Annotated in this window: 10 protein-coding genes and 3 pseudogenes; 12 read left to right on the top strand and 1 reads right to left on the bottom strand. The window is 31.6% G+C overall.

The annotated features are described in order from the left end of the window. The 3 genes and pseudogenes from Q428_RS14970 to Q428_RS14980 form a co-directional block, all read left to right on the top strand. On the top strand, nucleotides 1-415 hold a 415-nt coding region (locus Q428_RS14970), incomplete at its 5' end, for an IS3 family transposase (RefSeq protein ID WP_152539127.1). A gap of 6 nt (nucleotides 416-421) precedes the next feature. Continuing rightward, a complete protein-coding gene (locus tag Q428_RS16685) occupies nucleotides 422-721 on the top strand; it encodes a DDE-type integrase/transposase/recombinase (RefSeq protein ID WP_080514935.1) in 300 nt (99 codons plus the stop codon). A 12-nt stretch (nucleotides 722-733) separates the two neighbouring features. Beyond that, nucleotides 734-973, top strand: a pseudogene (locus Q428_RS14980) (integrase core domain-containing protein); the annotation flags it as partial. Nucleotides 974-1,754: 781 nt separating this feature from the next. Here Q428_RS14980 and Q428_RS11695 read toward each other — a convergent pair. Next, on the bottom strand, nucleotides 1,755-2,057 hold the full coding sequence (locus tag Q428_RS11695; protein ID WP_152539128.1) for a hypothetical protein: 303 nt from the start codon (nucleotides 2,055-2,057) through the stop codon (nucleotides 1,755-1,757). A gap of 225 nt (nucleotides 2,058-2,282) precedes the next feature. Here Q428_RS11695 and Q428_RS11700 point away from each other — a divergent pair. From Q428_RS11700 to brxL, 9 genes and pseudogenes are all read left to right on the top strand, one after another. Further along, nucleotides 2,283-2,878, top strand: a pseudogene (locus Q428_RS11700) (DUF1819 family protein). After that, complete coding sequence (locus Q428_RS11705) at nucleotides 2,879-3,457, top strand: DUF1788 domain-containing protein (RefSeq protein ID WP_035381179.1); 579 nt, start codon at nucleotides 2,879-2,881, stop codon at nucleotides 3,455-3,457. Nucleotides 3,458-3,477: 20 nt separating this feature from the next. Further along, entirely contained in the window at nucleotides 3,478-7,059 is a 3,582-nt protein-coding gene (gene brxC, locus Q428_RS11710; protein WP_035381181.1) for a BREX system P-loop protein BrxC, read from the top strand. 16 nt (nucleotides 7,060-7,075) lie between these two features. Beyond that, a complete protein-coding gene (gene pglX / locus Q428_RS11715; protein ID WP_035381183.1) occupies nucleotides 7,076-10,678 on the top strand; it encodes a BREX-1 system adenine-specific DNA-methyltransferase PglX in 3,603 nt (1,200 codons plus the stop codon). A 14-nt stretch (nucleotides 10,679-10,692) separates the two neighbouring features. After that, nucleotides 10,693-11,607, top strand: a complete 915-nt coding sequence (locus Q428_RS11720) for an AAA family ATPase (protein WP_035381185.1) — start codon at nucleotides 10,693-10,695, stop codon at nucleotides 11,605-11,607. Next, on the top strand, nucleotides 11,586-11,729 hold the full coding sequence (locus tag Q428_RS15495) for a hypothetical protein (protein ID WP_161633626.1): 144 nt from the start codon (nucleotides 11,586-11,588) through the stop codon (nucleotides 11,727-11,729). Before Q428_RS11720 ends, Q428_RS15495 begins: the two co-directional genes overlap by 22 nt. After that, entirely contained in the window at nucleotides 11,729-12,460 is a 732-nt protein-coding gene (locus Q428_RS11725; protein WP_035381187.1) for a DUF3226 domain-containing protein, read from the top strand. Before Q428_RS15495 ends, Q428_RS11725 begins: the two co-directional genes overlap by 1 nt. Before the next feature lie 17 nt (nucleotides 12,461-12,477). Beyond that, nucleotides 12,478-15,033, top strand: coding sequence for a BREX-1 system phosphatase PglZ type A (pglZ, locus tag Q428_RS11730; RefSeq protein WP_035381189.1), 2,556 nt, complete (start codon nucleotides 12,478-12,480; stop codon nucleotides 15,031-15,033). A gap of 22 nt (nucleotides 15,034-15,055) precedes the next feature. After that, nucleotides 15,056-17,103 (top strand): annotated as a pseudogene (gene brxL / locus Q428_RS11735) (protease Lon-related BREX system protein BrxL). Nucleotides 17,104-17,160 lie beyond the last annotated feature (57 nt).

Genomic DNA, 17,160 nt, shown 5'->3' on the forward strand with positions numbered 1-17,160 from the left:
CCTTGAAACAGAAAATGAAACATTAAAGAAGCTTCTTGGTGAAAAGGATCTTGAAATTGCAAATAAATGGATTGAAGCTGGCTATCCAAAAGCAAAAGTACTTAGGATAGTAGGTCTAAACCGTTCAACATATTATTACAATTTATCAGGTTTAAAAGATGTAAAAGGTAAATCAACTGGCAGACTTATAGCTGGGTATTCCCTTAATAAAAAGGGATATAAGGTACCAGATGAACAGATAAAAGAATATATAATTCAAATTACTGAAAACAAAGGGGCTTTCTATGGATACTTAAAACTTACAAAGTCTCTTAGAAGAAATTTTGAACTTAACATTAATAAGAAAAAGGTGTACAGGCTCTGCAAAGAGCTCAATATACTAAAGCCACAAAGAAAAACCAAACTAAAGCATTAAAAAAAGATTGCCAGAAACAGAACTGTAAAGGCTTCAAATCAGCTCTGGGAAACCGACATTAAGTACGGATACATCAGTGGAGAGAATAGATTTTTCTATATACTTAGTTTTATTGATGTTGCAGATAGAAATATTATTTCACATCATATAGGGCTAAGCTGTACAGGGGAAGATGTTTCAAGGACTCTAAAGATAGTTCTTTTAAAACGTCAGCTTTACGAGGCTGAGAATAAACCAGTTATACGTTCAGATAATGGTCCACAGTTCATAAGTGAAGCTTTTGCAAAAGCCTGCGAGAGTCTTTAGGTTGAACATGAAAGAATACCTTACAAAACACCTAATATGAATGAACATATAGAATCATACCATAGAATTTTAGAGGAAGAATGCTTAAGCATCAATGAATTTGAGAGCTTTGCAGAGGCCTATACAATAGTTAATGAGTTTATTAAATTGTATAATACAAAACGAATTCATTCCTCAACCAAATACATGCCTCCGGCAGAGTTCTATGAACATCTTAGAATATCTGGAGAAACAGTAAATATGAGACTATAGATAATGTAAGGTCTGGCGCAGCGTACCATTGATATTGAGGGCATGTATGATAGCATTTTATATGGCAGCTCTGAATTGCCAGCTGCCGTCAGGGCTCTTACTCATATATGCAGAGGCTCAATGTCAAGGGCAGACCGTGGAGGAAGCTGAAAATACATGTAATTCTATGATAAGTCACAAAATTTCATGATAGTGTCCAAAGTTAGGGGGTCAGCCCGACTCCTTTTAATTTAAGGAGGTTCACCTTTACACAAAACGAATAATTCTGCGTATTATTATCATCTTTCTATCACAACACACGTGGAGTGTGTCGTGAAGATAGAGAAGAAATAGCCTGAAATCAAAGGCTTGGGGCAATTTGCCCCTTTTTTTCATGTGTGTTTTATGTTTCCGTAGACTAAGGTTTTGAGGGGATTTGAACCCCGGGGGTGCACTTTTTCGCAAATATAAATTGAGAGATAGAAGTTGGACGGATATTTAGTAAGCGTCAAAAATTAAGTACATAGATAGCATGTCTTCTCACTGATAAACTTATTTCATAAGATTATTATTGGGAGGGTAACTATGTCTAGAAAATTAGATAGTGCAACCTGGGAAGAATATATTAATAAAATATGTCGTAGAAAGGTATTTAGTTTATCTATTTGATAATCTATATAACATAGATTTATCCGATAGCGAAAATTTAGAGAATCTCATGCCTTGGTCAGATAAGATCCCTGAAAATATGAAAATTAAAGATAGTAAATAAGTTAATCCCAGTAAAGTTTATTAAATTGCCTTACTGGGATATTTTAATGCTATTTTTGAAGTTATTAAAGGTACTAAAACTTTGACGCTTACGTTCAATCTCAAATTCTATATGAGAACATTTGAATTGGTAGTTTCCGTAAAGTGTGTACCTTTTGTCAGATGTAGGGTTTATAAAAGGAAGTATAAAATTAGCAGTTTCATCATCAATCAATTCCAATTCTTCTTGAACAAACTTTTCAAAAACCTTGTACAATGTAGAAGTTGTAATCCCTTCATCCTCAAGCAATTCAGCCATATCACCATCATACACAATCTCAAAAGAGTAGTTCATCATCATAGACCTCCATAAATTTTATTATTACTTTGGTCTACTAAAAACAAAAAAAGCATAGTAGGCCAAGGTAATAATTGACATACTATACTTTTATATTGCCTTTGATATTACTATAAAAAATGTGCTTGTCAATAAATAATTTGGAAATGTAAAGACAAAAAAATTTGTTAGTGATATAATAAAACCTAAAGTGGACCATTTGAGAGGATGTGATGGAAAAATATGATACAATATACTTCAATATTAAAGTCCAGACCTTATTTATATCTGGAACTAAAAAAGGCTTCGCACTTGAAAATTCAAGGATTGGACGAAGAAACTATAAGAAGTAAAGCGATAGAAGAAAACATTTTTGCTGTTAATACAGAAGCCGAAAAAGGGAAATTGCTTCAACAGTAATCAACAGAATTGAAGGTTTAGATAATTATATATTAGATAAAATCGTGAATGGAAGTTTGCAAACTAGTAAGCAATTGGCAATATATAGTATACTCAAAATAGATCGGTTATTCTTCGAGTTTATGAAGGAAGTTTATAAAGAAAAGTTATTACTAAAGGATTTCATAATAACAGATAAAGACTTCAATGTGTTTTTTAGAAGAAAAGCAGAACAGAGTGAACAAATAGCGGAATGGAAGGACTATACTTTCTATAAATTAAAGCAAGTTTATAAGAGAGTTTTATGTGAAGCTGGATTCATTAAGAATTCTAAGAAAGAAGTTGAAATTCTTCCTCAAATAATGGAGGAAGAAGTAGTTCAACATTTAAAGAATATAGGGGATACGCCATACCTAGAAGTGATGTTAGGAGAGATATAGATGCAAATTTATGAAAGACTCGATAAAATCCTTCCTAGATTGCAAGAAAAGCGATTTAGAGAAAATAAAGGATTGGGAAATGAAATAGGTTTTTACATCTTTGACTATGATCCATCAGATGAACTTATAGTCAGAGAACATATTAAGTTCTTGAAGCAGAAAATTAATAATGAAGATTCAGAGATTCAAATTAAAGAATTTGATTTATATGAGATTATTTTAGAGATATTAGATGAGAAAGGCTATCTAAATAAAGTTTTTGAAATGGAGAAACAAAAAGGAACTGAATATATTATAAATGCAATAAAGAAAACTCTAAGACTTACACAAAAAAATGATTTAGTTATCGAGTATATAAGAAACAGGGTTAATGACAATGATATAGTTTTCTTAACGGGAGTAGGTAAGGCGTGGCCTATCATTAGATCTCATACAATTTTAAATACATTACATGCTGTCATTGACCATGTTCCCCTTGTTATGTTTTTTCCGGGAATATATGATGGCTTGGAATTGAAGTTATTTGGTGAGATAAAGGATGATAATTACTATAGAGCATTTAAGTTGATTGAAAGGTAGAGGGGAAGGGAGAGATTATTATGCAATTAAGAAAAATGTTTTATAAGGAAATTGATAGAGATATCAAAGGTGTTATTAAAATTGGCCAAGAAGATGATAGTAATGTTTATCAGGAATTAGAGGAGTATGTAGTTACAAGAGAACTATCCAAACACTTTAGTGAATTCTTTGAAGCATATAAAAAAGGAATAAATAACTATACAGATAAGATGGGAGTATGGATTTCGGGTTTTTTTGGTTCTGGTAAGTCTCATTTTTTAAAAATTCTATCTTATCTATTGGAGAATAAAGAAGTTAAAGGTAAAAAAGCAATCTCATATTTTGATGATAAATTAGAAGATCCTATGGTGTTGGCTGATATAAAGATGGCTGGGGATACCAGCGCTGATGTTATTCTATTTAATATAGATTCAAAGTCAGACTCTACTTCAAAATCAAATAAAGATGCAATTGTAAAGGTCTTTATGAAGGTATTCAATGAAATGCAAGGTTTTTGTGCTGCTCTGCCTTGGGTCGCAGAATTGGAAAGGCAATTAGTTAAAGATGGTACATATGAAGCCTTTAAATCAAAATTTGAAGAATTATCAGGGAATAAGTGGACTGACGCTAGAGAAGATTTTTACTTTGAAGAAGACAACATTGTAAAGGCCTTAGCAGCAACAACTAAAATGAGCGAAGATGCTGCAAGAAGTTGGTATAACAAGGCAGAAGAAAATTACACTTTAAGTGTAGAAAAATTTGCCAACAAGGTGAAAGAATACATAGAATCCAAAGGAAACAATCATCATGTTATTTTTCTTGTAGATGAAATTGGACAGTATATTGGTGATGATGTAGGTCTTATGCTTAACCTTCAAACGGTAGTAGAGGATTTGGGGACTTATTGTGGAGGTAGAGCATGGGTTATTGTAACATCCCAACAGGATATAGATTCCATTACTAAAGTTAAGGGAAATGACTTCTCTAAAATTCAAGGAAGATTCAATACTAGACTTAATTTATCATCTGCCAATGTAGATGAAGTAATCAAAAGAAGAATTTTGCGTAAAAGTGATGTAGCAAAGGATACATTAAAACTTTTATATCAAGACAAAGAAGCAATTCTGAAAAACTTAATTACTTTCTCTGCTGACACAGCAGAAATGAAAACATATAAATCTGAAGAAGATTTTGTGGCAGTTTATCCATTTATACCATACCAGTTTAATCTGTTACAATCTGTGTTTACAGGTATTAGACTGCACGGGGCTAGTGGAAAACACTTATCTGAAGGGGAAAGATCTTTACTTAGTGCTTTCCAAGAGTCTGCAATTATGTATGCAGAGAAAGAAATAGGTACACTTATACCATTTTCAGCATTTTATGAAACGATAGAAGCATTTTTAGATTCTAATATTAGAACAGTAATTATACATGCAGAAGATAATGACCGTTTAACTAAAGAAGATGTAGAAGTGTTAAAGGTATTATTTATGATTAAATATGTTAAAGAAGTACCTTCAAATATTGAAAATATAGCCACTTTAATGGTAAGTCATATTGATGTTGACAAAATAGAACTCAAGAAGCAGATTGAAGAATCATTAAAAAGATTATTAAAAGAAACGCTTATTCAAAAGAATGGAGATGAGTATATATTCCTTACCCATGAAGAACAGGATGTAAATAAGGAGATTCAGAACATCCAAATTGATATGGGCGAGACCATATTAAAAATTGGGGAGGAAATTTTTGAAGGGATCTATAATGAAAAGAAATATAGATATAATGCTAGATATCATTTTGATTTTAATAAAATCATAGATGATAGATTCTTATCTCCACAAAAATATGATATTGGTCTTAAAGTTATAACACCTTACTATGATACTGGAGTAGAACTTACGGATCAAGAATTGAAAATGATGGCTGCGAGAGAAAATAACTTAATACTGAAACTCCCTATGGATACTACCTTCTTGGAGGAAATGGAAGAAGTATTAAAGATTCAGACCTACCTGTTAAGAAAGGGAGGATCAGCATCTACTTCTGAAATAGAAGAAATAAAAATAAGAAAGTCCAGAGAAGTTGCGGAGAGAAAAGAACGAGTTAAAACTCTAGTAATTGAAGCATTAAAGTCGGCAGATATATATGCTAATTCTCAAAAATTAGACATTAAGTCGAAGAATCCTATAGAGCGGATAAATGAAGGCTTTAAATTCCTTATAGAGAGCATGTACAATAAGTTAAACTATATTACAACTTTTGTGGAAAGTAATAAAGATTTAAATGATATTTTGCTAGAAGATAACATGCAGGTAAAACTGACGGATGATGTTCCAAATAAATTGGCGGTAGACGAAATAGACGGGTATATTGAGAGAAATACAGAAAGAAACATACCTATGACTATAAAATCCATCACCACACTATATAGTAAGGCTCCTTATGGCTGGAGGGACTTAGACATTATTGGAATTGTAATCAGATTGTTTAAAATGCAAGAGGTTAAGTTACAACTAGGTAATGAGGCCATAAATGGATGTGATAGAGATCTTATCAACTATTTAACCAAAAGAGATTACCAAGATAGATTAATTATAAAAAAGAGAACCAAAACACCTGCAAAGTATATTAATAATGCTAAGAATTTGGCAAAGGAAGTATTCGGATTTACTGCAGTACCAAGTGATGAAGACGGATTGATGGATAGATTTAAGAAGTTGTGTGAGCATGAGTTAAATAGAAGAAGTACAGATACAAATGACTATGGTATATACTTCTTACTGGAAGAATACAAGAAAAATAAATATTATCCCGGAAAAGAAGTCTTAGAAAGAGGACAAAAAATATTTGAAGAAATAATAAAGATAAAAGATGTTAAAGAATTTTATGAGAGATTGTATGAGTTAAAAGATGAATTACTTGATTATGAAGAAGAGGTTTTTGATGTAAAAAAATTCTTTAAGAATCAAAAAGAGCAATTTGATAAGGCTGTTCACAAATTAGAAATTTACGAAAAAAATAGAACCTATATGGTAGATAAAGATACAATTAAAATTGTAGAAGAAATACAAAGCATTGTAAAATCTAAAGAGCCTTATTCGCAGATTCATAGATTACCAAACTTAATTGAAGAATTTACAGATCAGTTTGTCCAGTTATTAGAAGAGGAGTGCAAACCCATAAGAAGTGTTATTGAAATTGATTCCAAAAGAGTATTAGAAGAATTAGACTTATATGACTTTGGAAAAGAATTAAAAAGTAAATTCAAAGCAAGATTTGATAACTTACTTGAACGTTTAGATAGTGCAAACAACTTCTATGAAGCCATTGCCATGAAGGAAGAATCTGATAGATTAAAGATTCGCTGTTTTGATGAAATAGAAAAAGAAAAGGCTAAGAGAAAGCCAAAGAATGAACAAATAGCACCAGAAGTATTTTATGATGATGGTCCTAAACAAGGATATAAACCAAAGACAGTGAAAAACATTAGTGTGGTCAACATACTTCATGGGGCAAAGGTTATTGAAACAGAAGAAGATATAGAAGAAGTATTAGACCAAATCAGAAGAAAACTAAAAGAGCAATTAAATGAAGATACGAAATTGAAGTTAATATAATCAGGGGGAAATATAGATGAACAAGTCAGCTATAAAGAATTTTGCTGTAAGAGCAAGAAATAAATTGATTGAAGATATAACTCAAAAGGCCTATGAACTTGGTATTACAAAGGATGAAATAAAGGATATTGAAACCTTTGAAGGTGGTTTTAAAATAAAAGGCTTAGAAAATAGTAGAATATATAAAAAATATGAAATAAAACAAAGAGAGAAATTAATTTCTACAATAAAAGAAAAAGGATTTGAACAAGTAATAGAGGAAGTGGCATATACATGGTTCAACAGATTAATTGCCCTCCGTTTTATGGAGGTCAATGAATACCTACCCACAGGGGTTAGAGTATTATCATCCGTAGAAGAAGGAAAAACAGAACCAGATATAATAAAAGAGGCTTTAAATATAGATTTAGATATAGATAAAGAAATAGTTTATAGACTTATAGATGAAAATGATACAGAAGATTTATATAAGTATCTGTTAATCAAGCAATGTAATGAATTAGGGAAAATTATGCCAATGGTATTTGAAGAAATAGCAGATTATACAGAACTTTTATTACCTGACAACTTACTAGCAGAAGGTTCTGTCATTAGAGATTTAGTAGAATCCATTGAAGAAGATGCCTATAAAGATCAGGTTGAAATAATAGGATGGATGTATCAATACTATATTTCTGAAAAGAAGGATGAAGTATTTGCAGACTTAAAGAAGAATAAAAAGATCACAAAAGAAAACATACCTGCTGCAACACAACTTTTTACACCTAAATGGATAGTAAAATATATGGTGGAAAATTCACTAGGTAGACTTTGGCTAGAGTCCCATCCAGATGAAGAATTAAAAGAGAAGTGGAAGTATTATTTAGAGGAAGCCGAGCAAGATCCTGAAGTTCAGAAGAAACTAGATGAACTAAAAAATCCTAATTTAAAACCAGAAGATATAAAGGTGCTAGATCCTGCCATGGGAAGTGGACATATTCTAGTATATGCCTTTGATGTACTTTATGATATTTATTTGAAAGCCAATTACTCTGAAAGAGATATACCACAGTTAATACTAGAGAAAAATCTATATGGACTTGATATAGATGATAGAGCAGGACAACTAGCAGCCTTTGCATTGATGATGAAGGCTAGGAGTAAGAATAGAAGGATATTTAGAAATAAAATAGAGTTAAATGTTTGTTCTATACAAGAGAGTAATGGAATTTCAAAAGAAGCAATAGATTTTTTTGCCAATGGAGATAAGAAATTAAAAGAAGATATTAAATATTTAGTAGATGTTTTTAATGATGCTAAAGAATATGGCTCTATATTAGATGTTAAGAAAATAGAATTTGATGCTATTGAGAGAAAAATAGAGGAAATGAGGAATGGGGAAACAGTAGATTTATTTGAATTTCAATATAAAGAGATTATACTAGAGAAAATACCTTTATTAGTAAAACAGGCAAGGATAATGAGTGAGAAATATGATGTGGTTTGTACAAATCCACCGTATATGGGAAACAAGGGAATGAATCAAAATTTAAAGAAATTTATTAGTGAATATTATCCAAATACAAAAAAAGATTTATTTGCCGTATTTATTGAAAAATGTATCAAAACCACAGTAAAGAATGGATTTATATCAATGATAACTCAACACGCATGGATGTTTCTTTCAAGTTATGAGGATTTAAGAAGTGAAATTGTAAATAATACTGAGATATATTCAATGATACATCTTGGAGCAAAAGCATTTGAGGAAATTGGTGGTGAAGTAGTGCAAGCCACAACATTTGTTATAAAAAATTGTAGCATCAATAATTATAAAAGTATTTATTCAAGACTTGTAGATATAGATAATGCTCTTTTAAAAGAACATAGTTACTTAAATAAAGAAAAAATATATATACTAGATAAAGATAATTTTTGTAAAATTCCTGGGATACCTATAGCATATTGGGTAAATGAAAAAATTTATAAAATATATAAAAATTGTAAATATTTTTCAGATGTTGTTCATGGTTTTCAAGGAATGATAACTGGAAATAATAATTATTTTTTACGAATGTGGTATGAAGTACCTATAGATAATATATCAATTGGATATAGTAGCATAGATGCAATTAAAGGAGAGACATATATATGGATACCATATAAAAAAGGTGGTGGACATAGAAAGTGGTTTGGCAACAATGAATATGTTCTTAGATGGGAAGAAGATGGTAAACATCTAACTAGGGCAAGAACAGAGAATAGAAAATATTATTTGCGAGAAGGGATAACATGGTCTTATATATCTACATTAAAGTTTTCAGCATTATACTTTGAAAATGGATATTTATGGGATGTAGCAAGTTCAAGCCTATTTATAAATGATAATAAGTACACTTTATTTGAATTATTAGGATTTATGAATTCCATAGTTGCAAAGAAAATTCTAAATATAGCAAATTCAACATTGAATTTTCAGGTGGAAAATATTCTTTCTTTGCCATATATAAAATCAGATACGTATAGTGATAAAATTAATGAACTTGTACAAAAAAACATCTCAATAACTAAAAATGATTGGGATTCATTTGAAACTTCATGGGATTTTAAACAGCATCCATTAATAACTTATTCAGCATTTAAAAATGACTTTGATTCAAATAAAATAGAAACTGCCTTTAACAGATGGGAAGATTTTACTAGAGAACAGTTTAATCAACTAAAATTCAACGAAGAAGAGCTTAACAGAATCTTCATTGATATTTACGGACTTCAAGATGAACTAACTCCAGAGGTAGAAGATAAAGATATAACAATCAGAAAAGCAGATAGAGAAAGAGATATTAAATCTTTTATATCCTACGCAGTAGGTTGTATGTTTGGTCGATACTCCCTTGATGAAGAAGGTTTAATCTATGCAGGTGGAGAGTTTAAAGATAAATTTAGAATTGAGAATGCAGAAGTCTTAATTAATACTAAAGAAGGTTGGAAAAAATCTTCAATAGATGTGACTATGGATAATGTCATTGTAATAGCAGATGATGATTATTTTGAAGATGATATAGTTAATAGATTTGTAGAATTTGTAAAAAAAACCTTTGGAGAAAAAACATTAGAAGAAAACCTTGATTATATTGCAGAAACATTAGATAAAAAAGCTAGTGAAACCTCAAGGCAAACAATAAGAAGGTATTTTCTAAAAGATTTCTATAATGACCATGTAAAGACATATAATAAAAGACCTATTTACTGGTTGTTTGATAGTGGAAAAGAAAATGGATTTAAGGCACTTATCTATATGCACCGTTATGATGTTTCAACAGTTGCAAGGGTAAGAACAGATTATCTTCATAAACTACAAAAGAAATATGAAGCAGAAGTAAAAAGACTAGATATATTGATTGAATCTGATATATCATCTAGAGAAAAGGCGGCTGCAATGAAGAAAAAAGACAGTATCAATAAGCAAATATTAGAATGTTTGGCTTATGATCAGGTGATAGCCCATGTTGCTAATCAGAAAATAGAAATTGATTTAGATGATGGAGTAGCAGTAAATTATGATAAGTTCCAAGGAGTAAAGATACCGCAAGGAGAAGGCAAAAAATCATTAATAGCCAATCTTCTAGCGAAGATATAGTGGGGAGGTGGAGCATGAAGTATATTAAAGAATTAAATATAAAAAGTTTTAGAGGGATTAAGGAGTTAGAATTATTAGATCTAGGTGAAGTGAATATTTTAGTGGGGAAAAACAACTCTGGGAAAACATCTATATTAGAAGCCATAGGTATATTAGAAAAGCCTAAAGAGTTGGGTAATATCATACGAATTGGTAGAAAGAGGGAAATATTAAATAATCAGAGTTCTCCGTACAGCATTTTTAAAAACATGCTAAATAACTTATCTAAATCAATGCATATTATGGCTGATATTAAGGGTCAAAAATTAGATATAAATGTAACAGGCAAAACAGTTTCAGTAATAACCGAGAAAGCCTATTCCCAAGAAATAGAAGGATTTCAAGGAGAGATTAGTGGTACTTATGGTGAGGAAATAATCTTTAAAGAGATAAATATTAATCAGATGGATCAGGTATTTTTAGTGGATAAGAAAGATAAGATTATATCTATGGAGTACATTACTCCAGTAGATCACTTGCTTCAAAATACTCCTAATGATGTAATTAAAAAGGGCAGCAAAAAAGAATTAATACAATTGCTAAGTATATTTGACAAAGACATAAATGGACTAGAAATGATTGAAGAAAATAAAATAACAGTACCTTATGTAGAGCATAAAAAACTAGGATTGATGCCATTATCTACATATGGGGATGGTCTAAAAAAGGTATTGCTACTAGGAGCATCTATTATTAAAGCGGAGAGAGGCATTCTATTAATTGATGAAGTGGAGACTGCAATTCATATTGATGCTTTAGTGGATGTATTCAAATGGTTTGTAAAGGCTTGTGAGAAATATAAGGTTCAAGTCTTTATGACTACTCATAGCATAGAGGTTATAGATTCTATACTTGAGAGCAAAAAGATTTGGATAATGAAGAATTTCTAAGAGACTCCCTAAGAATTATAACAATTAAAAATAGCATTGATGAATATAAAACAAAGGTTAGAAATCTGAATGGTTTAAGGGCATATGAAAGCAGAGAAGATTTTGGACTGGAGTTAAGATGATGAAAAGTATATTATTATGTGAAGGAAAATCAGATGCTATATTAATTAGTTATTATTTGAATAAGGTAAAAGGTTGGGAGTTTTACGGGAAGAAAGATAAGAGGAAGGTTACAATACCTATTAGAAATAATGAGAGTGAAGAAGTAAACTGGTATAGTTTGGGAGAAGATATTTTATCTATATGGGGAATTGGTGGAAAAAGCAATTTTAAGTATGCTATTGAGCAAATCCTAAAAATTAATAGACTAGCAGATAAGGAAGATGCTTTTAATAAGATAATTATTATAACTGACAGAGATAATTCACTAAATAATGAAGATATACTTAATGAACTAAGTAAGTATTTGGAAGAAGTAAATTTACAGAACAATGAGTGGACAGATAAGGTATACATTAATGAGTTTCAGGAGGCAATTGGAGTTAATGTACTTCCTATCATCATACCCTTCGATAAGACAGGAGCATTAGAAACATTTATATTAGATGCTATTTGTGAAATGGGAGAAGAAGAAAAGCAAATAGTAGATAAGAGTAAAGGCTTTATTTCAGATTTCAGCCTAGTGAATTACTTGAATACAGAGAGACTAAGGGTAAAGGGGGAACTAGCAGTAGCCCTTGGAACCATGTTCCCTCAAAAGACCTTTACTCCAATTGATACTATGCTAAGAAATATTAATTGGGAAGAATACAAGACCATTCAAGAAGGATTTAAAAGATTGGAAGAAATATAAAATAAGCAGGTGGGTCAATGAATTTAACAGAGATAAAGAAGATATTAGAGGAAAACTTAAATAAGGAATCCTCTGATGGAAGAAAGAGAAACATTATATTCTGGTATGATGAGGAATCAGAATTTGTAGAGGACATAAAGGATCTTAGGCTAGAAAACGCTAAAATTATACATCTTGGCGAAAACAACAGTTTTTATATAAAGCACTTACTAGAAAAAGAAGATACAGAATCTAACTATTTGATTTATTCACCTAATCCTAAGCCTATGGCAAGAGAAAACTGGCTATTAGACATTGAAAAGTATAGTCAGGAATTTTCAACTGATAAAGCAACGGTTATTATGAGGGATTTAGGTGTTAAGGATGAAACTCTACGAAGTGTATTTAAGAAATATATCAGGTTCTTTGGAAACAAAGAAAGATATAAGAAGTTTGCATCCTATAACATTACAGATTTTACTGAAGAAAAAGTAAATATAGCAGTTTTATCAACCCTCTGCAAACTGCCAGTGGCAGATTTTGAATTGGTGGTTAAAACTATACTCATGGAAGAAGCAAAGGGTGAAAACAAGTATATTGAAGAAATCATAAAGTTCGGAGGCATTGATGCTTTCTGGAATCTGGTTGAGAAAAAATATGGATACCATTTAGAAGAAAAGAGTTTAGAACAATTAAGCATCATGTTCTTGATTACGAATCTTAGTTACAATCTTGAAGCAAAGATGCCTAGTACATGGGAGAAGTTTATATCTCCTAAAAAGGCAGATGCAATAGTGTTTACCAATCACTTTATGAGCCATTCTGTAGACCATGAAATATTTGATGTATGGGCTAATCAAATAGAGAAAAAGTTAAACCTAAAGGAATATTTAAGCAAGTGGGATATAGAAGATTATATCCTGTGTGATACATTTAAGGCTTTTGATGAAGAAATCATAGCATGGCTGATATCAAACTTAGTCGAAAAAATAGGAGAGTTTGAGAAGTATAGGAAAATTATTAATAGAAGAAGAACGACCCATTGGTTCAATAAATTTAAAAATGAATATGAATCTATATATTATGCTATGGAGATTTTGAGATTAGAGCAGGAGTTACAGAAAACTATAAAAGGCTTTAGTGCCTATGAAATTATGGAGAACTATACCAAGAATTATTACTTATTTGATTACTTTTATAGAAAATTTTATCTATCATATGACAAAGTAGATGATAAAGAGTCTTTCGCCAGACTTGTTGAAGTCATTGAGAACACATATACGCATTGGTACCTAGAAGAACTTTCAATCAAGTGGTCCAGTATGATAGAAGATGAACTCATAGATGATATAAGGATCAATGGACTCGTTAAGCAACAGGAGTTTTACAATCAATATATTTACCCTCATATGCGAAATGAAGAAAGAGTTTTTGTTATTATATCTGATGCGTTGAGATATGAGGCTGCTAAGGAGTTTACGGATATTCTAAATAAAGAAAGACGAGGTAAAGCAGAATTATCCTTTATGCAAGGGGTAGTCCCTTCCTATACAAAACTAGGTATGGCAACATTACTGCCTCATAAGAAAATCGAAATTAATGATAAGGCAGAGGTTATCATTGATGGTATTAACTCTATGGGGACGGAGAATAGACAAAAGATACTTTCTAAGTATTCCACTGATGTAGTTGCTATTTCTTACAATGATATGAAGGATATGAAAAGACCTGAATACAAAGAAAACTTTGATGGAAAGAAACTGGTATATATATACCACAATGTTATTGATGCTATAGGAGATAAGGCTGCAACAGAAAGAGATGTTTTTGAAGCGGTAGAAAAGACTTTTGAGGATTTAAACACATTGATTAAGAACCTTGTGAATAATGTAAGTGCTACTAATATCTATATTACAGCAGACCATGGATTTATTTATAGAAGATCTAGTCTACAGGAATACGATAAGATTAGTAAGGCTGATGTAAAAGCAATTGATGAAGGAAGAAGATTTATCTTAGGAGAAGAAAAGAAAGATGAACAAGGAATCCTTACACTACCAATGAATTATTTGTTAGGAGAGGATGCAAAACTTAATGCAATTATACCTAAAGGGGTTACGAGGTTTAAAGTACAGGGTGCTGGAGCCAACTATGTCCATGGTGGTGCAGCACTGCAAGAAATTGTAATACCGGTAGTTAAGTTCAAGAATATCAGAAAAGATGAATTTAAGTCATCCAAAGTAGAAGTGAAGTTAACCAATATATCCAGAAAGATTACAAATAGAATTACATATTTGGAGTTCTTTCAGACGGAAAAGGTAGAGGATAAAAAGATTCCTATGACACTAAAACTTTACTTTGAAGATGAGGAAGGCAATCGCATTTCCAATGAAAATATTATTATTGCAGATAGTAGATCATCAAAACCTGAAGATCGTACATTTAGAGAGAAGTTTACATTAAAAGATCAGCCTTATGATAAAGGACAGAAGTATTATCTAGTAATGGAAGATGAAGAAGAATCAGTAGAAAAGATTTATGACAGAGTACCATTTATGATTGATTTAGCAATTGTAAATGACTTTGGATTTTAGTAAAGATAAGTAGGTGAACTACATGGAAAGTATAGATAAAGAGATAAGTCTAAATACCAAGTTAAATACCCACTTTGCAGGTAGAGTGGTGAGAAAAGACTTAACAAAGAAAATAAAAGAAGGTGCCAATGTACCAGTATATGTACTGGAGTATTTGTTAGGGATGTACTGTGCTACAGATGATGAAGATAGTATTAATGAAGGCGTTGAGAGGGTAAAAAAAATCCTCTCTAACAACTTCGTGAGACCAGATGAAGCAGAAAAAATAAAATCAAAGATTAGAGAACTAGGACAATATACAGTCATAGACAAACTCACAGTAAAACTCAATGAAAAGAAAGATTTCTACGAAGCAGAGTTTTCTAATTTAGGGTTAAAAGGAGTTGCAATAGCATCTCACTATGTAAAAGAATTTGAAAAACTTTTAGCAGGTGGAATTTGGTGTATATTGAAGATGAACTATTTCTATGATGAAGAAGTAAGAGATGCCAGTCCTTTTAATATATCAAATTTAACTCCTGTTCAGATGCCAAACTTGGATATAGAAGAAATATTTAATGGAAGAAGGCAATTTACAAAAGAAGAATGGATAGATGTTCTGCTAAGGTCTATTGGTATGGAACCAACCCAACTAGAAAATAATGTGAAGTGGCACCTATTAGCAAGAATGATCCCATTAGTGGAAAATAATTATAACCTTTGTGAGTTAGGACCACGGGGTACAGGGAAATCCCATATCTATAAAGAAATATCTCCAAACTCCATTTTAATATCTGGAGGACAGACCACAGTAGCGAACCTATTCTATAATATGGCCAGTAAGAAGGTAGGACTTGTAGGACTATGGGATGTAGTTGCTTTTGACGAAGTTGCGGGTATTACATTCAAGGATAAAGATGGCATACAAATCATGAAGGATTATATGGCTTCAGGCTCTTTTGCCAGAGGACGAGAAGAAAAGAATGCTTCAGCATCTATGGTTTTTGTAGGAAATATTAATCAAAGCGTTGATGTACTATTGAAAACATCACATCTTTTCGACCCTTTTCCAGAGGCCATGGCTTACGATTCAGCATTTTTTGATCGTATGCACTATTATCTACCGGGATGGGAGATACCGAAGTATAGACCAGAATTCTTTACGAATGAATATGGCTTTATTACAGATTACATAGCAGAATTCTTTAGAGAAATGAGAAAAAGGTCATTTTCAGATGCCATAGACAAATACTTTAACCTTGGAAATAACCTTAACCAAAGAGATGTAATTGCTGTAAGAAAGACTGTTTCAGGGCTTGTAAAATTATTATATCCAAATGGGGAATATACCAAGGAGGATATTGAGGAAATATTAAGATATGCTCTTGTTGGTAGAAGGCGTGTCAAGGAGCAATTAAAGAAAATTGGCGGGATGGAGTTCTATGATGTTCACTTCTCCTACATACACAAAGAAAATTTTGAAGAAGAATTTGTTTCTGTACCAGAACAAGGTGGAGGAAAGTTAATCCCTGAAGGAATGGGAAAACCGGGACACATTTATCTTGTTGGTCACGGAGAAACAGGTATGATTGGTGTATTTAAAATCGAGACAGAAGTTGTACCGGTTCAGGTAAGCTTGAGAGAACGGGACTTGGCTCTAATAGAGAGGCTAAGGAAAGCATAAATACAGCATTTAACTACTTTAAGGCTAATAAAAAGAATATTAGCGGCACCATTTCTGTTCAGAACTTTGATTATTTAATGCATATTCAGGATCTACAAGGCGTAGGAGTAACTTCAGGGCTATCCCTTGCAGCCTTTATTGCAATGTGTTCCGGGGCATTAAAGAAACCTATACAAAGTCAAATGGTTGTATTAGGATCCATGAGTATAGGAGGAACAATTACCAAAGTAGAGGAATTAGCAAGTACCCTGCAAGTGTGCTTTGACGCAGGAGCAAAGAAGATATTGCTTCCAATGGCTTCAGCAGCAGATATAGGTACTGTACCACCAGAGTTATTTGCAAAGTTTCAGATATCTTTCTATCAGAATGTAGAAGATGCTGTATTTAAGGCTTTGGGGGTTGAGTAAGCATAGTTAATATTTATAAAAATTTTTAATAAAACTTTTAAGTCTTGTAGTCTTTTC

Source organism: Fervidicella metallireducens AeB (genome assembly GCF_000601455.1).
In the GTDB taxonomy this organism is placed as follows: Bacteria; Bacillota; Clostridia; order Clostridiales; family Caloramatoraceae; genus Fervidicella; species Fervidicella metallireducens.

Bases quoted from the DNA above. Each gene is read 5' to 3' on its own strand.
- Q428_RS11695 (WP_152539128.1), bottom strand. From the start codon at position 2,057: ATGAACTACTCTTTTGAGATTGTGTATGATGGTGATATGGCTGAATTG.
- Q428_RS11705 (WP_035381179.1), top strand. From the start codon at position 2,879: ATGCAAATTTATGAAAGACTCGATAAAATCCTTCCTAGATTGCAAGAA.
- brxC (WP_035381181.1), top strand. From the start codon at position 3,478: ATGCAATTAAGAAAAATGTTTTATAAGGAAATTGATAGAGATATCAAA.
- pglX (WP_035381183.1), top strand. From the start codon at position 7,076: ATGAACAAGTCAGCTATAAAGAATTTTGCTGTAAGAGCAAGAAATAAA.
- Q428_RS11720 (WP_035381185.1), top strand. From the start codon at position 10,693: ATGAAGTATATTAAAGAATTAAATATAAAAAGTTTTAGAGGGATTAAG.
- Q428_RS11725 (WP_035381187.1), top strand. From the start codon at position 11,729: ATGAAAAGTATATTATTATGTGAAGGAAAATCAGATGCTATATTAATT.
- pglZ (WP_035381189.1), top strand. From the start codon at position 12,478: ATGAATTTAACAGAGATAAAGAAGATATTAGAGGAAAACTTAAATAAG.